This is a genomic window from Hyphomonas sp. UBA3601, from assembly GCF_002375605.1.
In the GTDB taxonomy this organism is placed as follows: Bacteria; Pseudomonadota; Alphaproteobacteria; order Caulobacterales; family Hyphomonadaceae; genus Hyphomonas.
This window is the reverse complement of sequence record NZ_DFME01000111.1, coordinates 25,560-28,921: the sequence shown is the minus strand read 5'-3', so window position 1 is coordinate 28,921 and position 3,362 is coordinate 25,560. Positions and strand designations below refer to the sequence as shown.

At 61.0% G+C, this 3,362-nt stretch carries 4 protein-coding genes and 1 tRNA gene; 1 reads left to right on the top strand and 4 read right to left on the bottom strand.

What is annotated here, in order from left to right; all coding sequences use genetic code 11:
• Window positions 1–613: hypothetical protein (locus tag B4F73_RS11530; protein ID WP_290483312.1), on the top strand; the 613-nt coding region annotated here is incomplete at its 5' end.
• Window positions 614–665: 52 nt separating this feature from the next.
• On the opposite strand, the gene B4F73_RS11525 is transcribed toward B4F73_RS11530, so the two are convergent.
• From B4F73_RS11525 to B4F73_RS11510, 4 genes are all read right to left on the bottom strand, one after another.
• Window positions 666–742, bottom strand: a tRNA-Met gene (locus B4F73_RS11525).
• Between the two features lie 90 nt (window positions 743–832).
• Window positions 833–1,183, bottom strand: a complete 351-nt coding sequence (locus tag B4F73_RS11520) for a DUF983 domain-containing protein (protein ID WP_242517380.1) — start codon at window positions 1,181–1,183, stop codon at window positions 833–835.
• Window positions 1,184–1,232: 49 nt separating this feature from the next.
• Window positions 1,233–2,864: an ATP-binding protein gene (locus B4F73_RS11515; protein WP_206991234.1), complete on the bottom strand. Its 1,632-nt coding sequence runs from the start codon at window positions 2,862–2,864 to the stop codon at window positions 1,233–1,235.
• Window positions 2,865–3,014: 150 nt separating this feature from the next.
• A partial coding sequence (locus tag B4F73_RS11510) for an ATP-dependent Clp protease proteolytic subunit (RefSeq protein WP_290483311.1) occupies window positions 3,015–3,362 on the bottom strand: 348 nt, incomplete at its 5' end.

The following is a 3,362-nucleotide window of genomic DNA, read 5'->3' as shown; positions in this document are numbered from 1 at the left end:
GCTTTGGGAGGTTAATATGGGTATTAGAAAATCCACTGGCCCAGACGCGACCCAACTGGTCGAAACGGCTCTAACGGAAATTCAGGACGCCACCAACATTCTGTCACCATTGGGCGGTGAGGAGCGCGCAATGGAACCAGAAGAGCTGCTGGAACCCCTCCCCGTTTATTCCGTGAGTCTTGAAGAACTTGCAGGGCACGAGCTGCGCCCCAATCTGCAACCGACTAGTTGGCGATATCTCATTTGGCAAGGAAACGAGCCCGTTGGCACCGCTGATGTCGACGCGGATGAATTGATCGAGGAAGACTCTCTGGCTGCGTTCAATCATGTCAGCCGCGGGGCACCGGCACGCCTGCTAAATCAGGCATTGCTTCTCGCAGAAGAAGAGTTTGAACACTCTGACGAACAGTTCGACTTGCGGATTCTTGAAATACCAGCGCTCAACCGTGTGGCACTTTGGCTCCAAAGTCAGGATCGACAGTTATTCATTCCCTATATTCGGCCGGACTTGCTCACCTCAGACCAACCACCACGGATCGAACCAGACTTTTTGGATGCACTACCGGATATCTCTGACCAAACGCCGGATAAAGGGACACCGACCGAACAGTAATACGCTCTGGTCCACGCCACTGCCTACAGTTACTACCAATTTTCAGAAGGAATGGTGGTTCGGGGGAGACTTGAACTCCCGACCTCGCGATTATGAGTCGCGCGCTCTAACCAGCTGAGCTACCGAACCGTTTCGCTGTTGCGAAGCGCGCCTCATACACGCGGTTTCCCGCCTCCGCAAGCACCCGGCCTGCACGCGATGCAGGAGAATTCCGGGCCCTCAATCGGCCGTCCCTGCCCCATTGCCCATACCGGAGACCCAGAGCGCCGCGATGAAGGCACCCTTGATGCGGGGAAGCAGGAGGAGCACCGCCCCAGTGACGGCGATGGCGGCCACCGGCAGAGCCGCCCAGAGCGGGAAGTGGCCGAACGATACAAAGAAGGTTATTGCCACGAGGAACGGACCGAGCGACAGGACGGTCAACCAGGCCGGGCCATCATCGGCGCGAATGCTGCCAAGCGGTTCGCCGCAATGATCGCACGCATCGGCCTGTTTCAGGTAAGCCCGGAAAATCCGCCCCTGCCCGCATTTGGGACACCGAAATCGAAGCCCTCGCCCTATGGCGGTCATCAGGCTTGGTTTCTGGTCTTGCGCAGGCGTGTGACCCGTCATGCCCGGATCAGGCCAATTGGCGGTGGTCTGCTTCGGCCGCTGCTGCGCGATCCGCAAGGAGGATGTCGACAAGCGTCGCGACCAGCGCACGCGGCCGGATCGGCTTTTCGATGATTGTGGTGAAGCCCGCCTCTTCGCATGCCAGACGGCGCTCCGGGCTGACATCCGCGGTCACCGCAATGACCGGCGCAAGTGCATTCGGGCCTCGCCCATCGCGAATGGCCTTGAGGACCTCGTCGCCGGTGGCCCCCGGCAGGTGAATATCTGTCAGGATGGCCTGATATGTGTTGGTCGCGGCGCGGTCGATCGCGTCTTCGGCGGTCTGGACCGAGTCTACCTGCCAGCCGGCGGCTGACAGGGCGCGGGTGACGACAAGGGCGCTGACGGCATGGTCTTCGGCCAGCAGGATGCGGCCGAGATCGAAGGCGCGCATGCGCGGCTTCGGCGGCGCACCGGTGACCGCAAGCCGCGGCCCCGCCCGTTCGACGGGCATGGTGACGGTAAAGATTGATCCGCCATTGGGATTGTCTGTCAGCAGGATTTCGCCGCCGAGACGCTTGGCCAGCCCCTTGGCAATGGACAGACCCAGGCCGGATCCGCCATGCGTGGCGGCGGTAGAGGCATTGGCCTGTTCAAAGGCTTCGAACAGGCGCGCCTTGTCGAGATCGGTGATGCCACAGCCCGTGTCTTCCACCGTCATGCGCAATTTAAGGTTTCCCGCGGCTTCGAATGTGGACAGCTCGACGCCGATATATCCGCGCTCGGTGAATTTCAGCGCATTGCTCATCAGATTGAACAATATCTGGCGCAGCCGCATCGCGTCGGCTTCCAGCCTTGCCACAGCGCCGCCGGCGACCTTGATGCGCAGGTCCAGCCGTTTGCCAGCAATACGCGACTGCCAGAGGTCGCGCGCCTCGTTCGCGAAATCGTGCAGGTCGAACGGCGCATTGTTCACGGTGAGCTTGCCAGCTTCCAGGCGTGACAGATCGAGCAGGTCGCTCAGCAGTCGGTCGAGATGGTGCCCGCTTTCCGAAATGGTGCGCGCGAGGCGTTTCGGCTCACCGCCGCTCACGCTGTCCTGCAACAGGTCAGCAACGCCGAGAATGCCGGTCAGTGGCGTGCGGATCTCATGCCCGACAAATGCCAGGAAGCGTGCCTTCTCTTGTTCGAAGGCGCCCGTATCCGTCCGTGATTTCTGTAGCCGCTTTTGGGCGACCTGCATGGCGCGGGCGCGGGCGGCGTTTTCCAGTGCGACGGCGGAGAGCATCGCCGCGGGGCTGATCAGGCCGAGATACTTGCCGTCAGACAGGACGATCACGCCATCGGTCAGCGCCGAGGTCGAGCCGTCCGCGGCGAGCTTTGCCACCAGGCCGATCGGTGTTCCAGCCTCGCACATGATGGGATGCTCGATCATGATTTCGGTAATGCGTGTGGTGCCATTGGCTTGACGGGCGCTGGGGGTTGCAAGCGCCTCGAACACGGACCGGCGCGAGACCATGCCCAGCGCAGCGCCATCGCTGACAATCGGCACGGCAAATACATCAGGATGGGCGAGCAACCGCGTAAAGACCGCTGACACGGTCGCAGCTGTGGGTACAGGCCGCACAGCGACCGCAATGTCTTCTACTCGTACCGGCATGAAAGCGACGGTGTCCTTACACAGGTTAAGAAGACACCTTGCTCCATAAACCTTTACGTGCGGCAAACACATCCCTAACCAAAAATGAACGCCCGATCCTATTGGAGGACCGGGCGTTCATTTCGGTAATCTTTCAGCGCGGGGGCGCGCCTAGTTGACGTCGCTGCGATGGTTCACGACCTTGCCGACGAGGCCGTATTTGACGGCTTCTTCCGCGCTCATCCAGAAGTCACGATCGGTGTCTTCCTTGATCTGTTCCAGCGACTTGCCGGTGGCGGCTGCGAAGATCTTGTTGAGGCGTTCGCGCATCTTGATGATCTCGCGGGCCTGAATTTCAACATCCGTGGCCTGGCCGCCAACGCCGCCCCGCGGTTCATGAAGCAGGAAGCGGGTGTTCGGCAGGCAGAAGCGGTTTTCCTTCTTCGCCGCCGCATAGATCAGCGCGCCAGCCGAGGCGACCCAGCCGGTGCCAAGGATTTTCACGGGCGCTTCGACGAA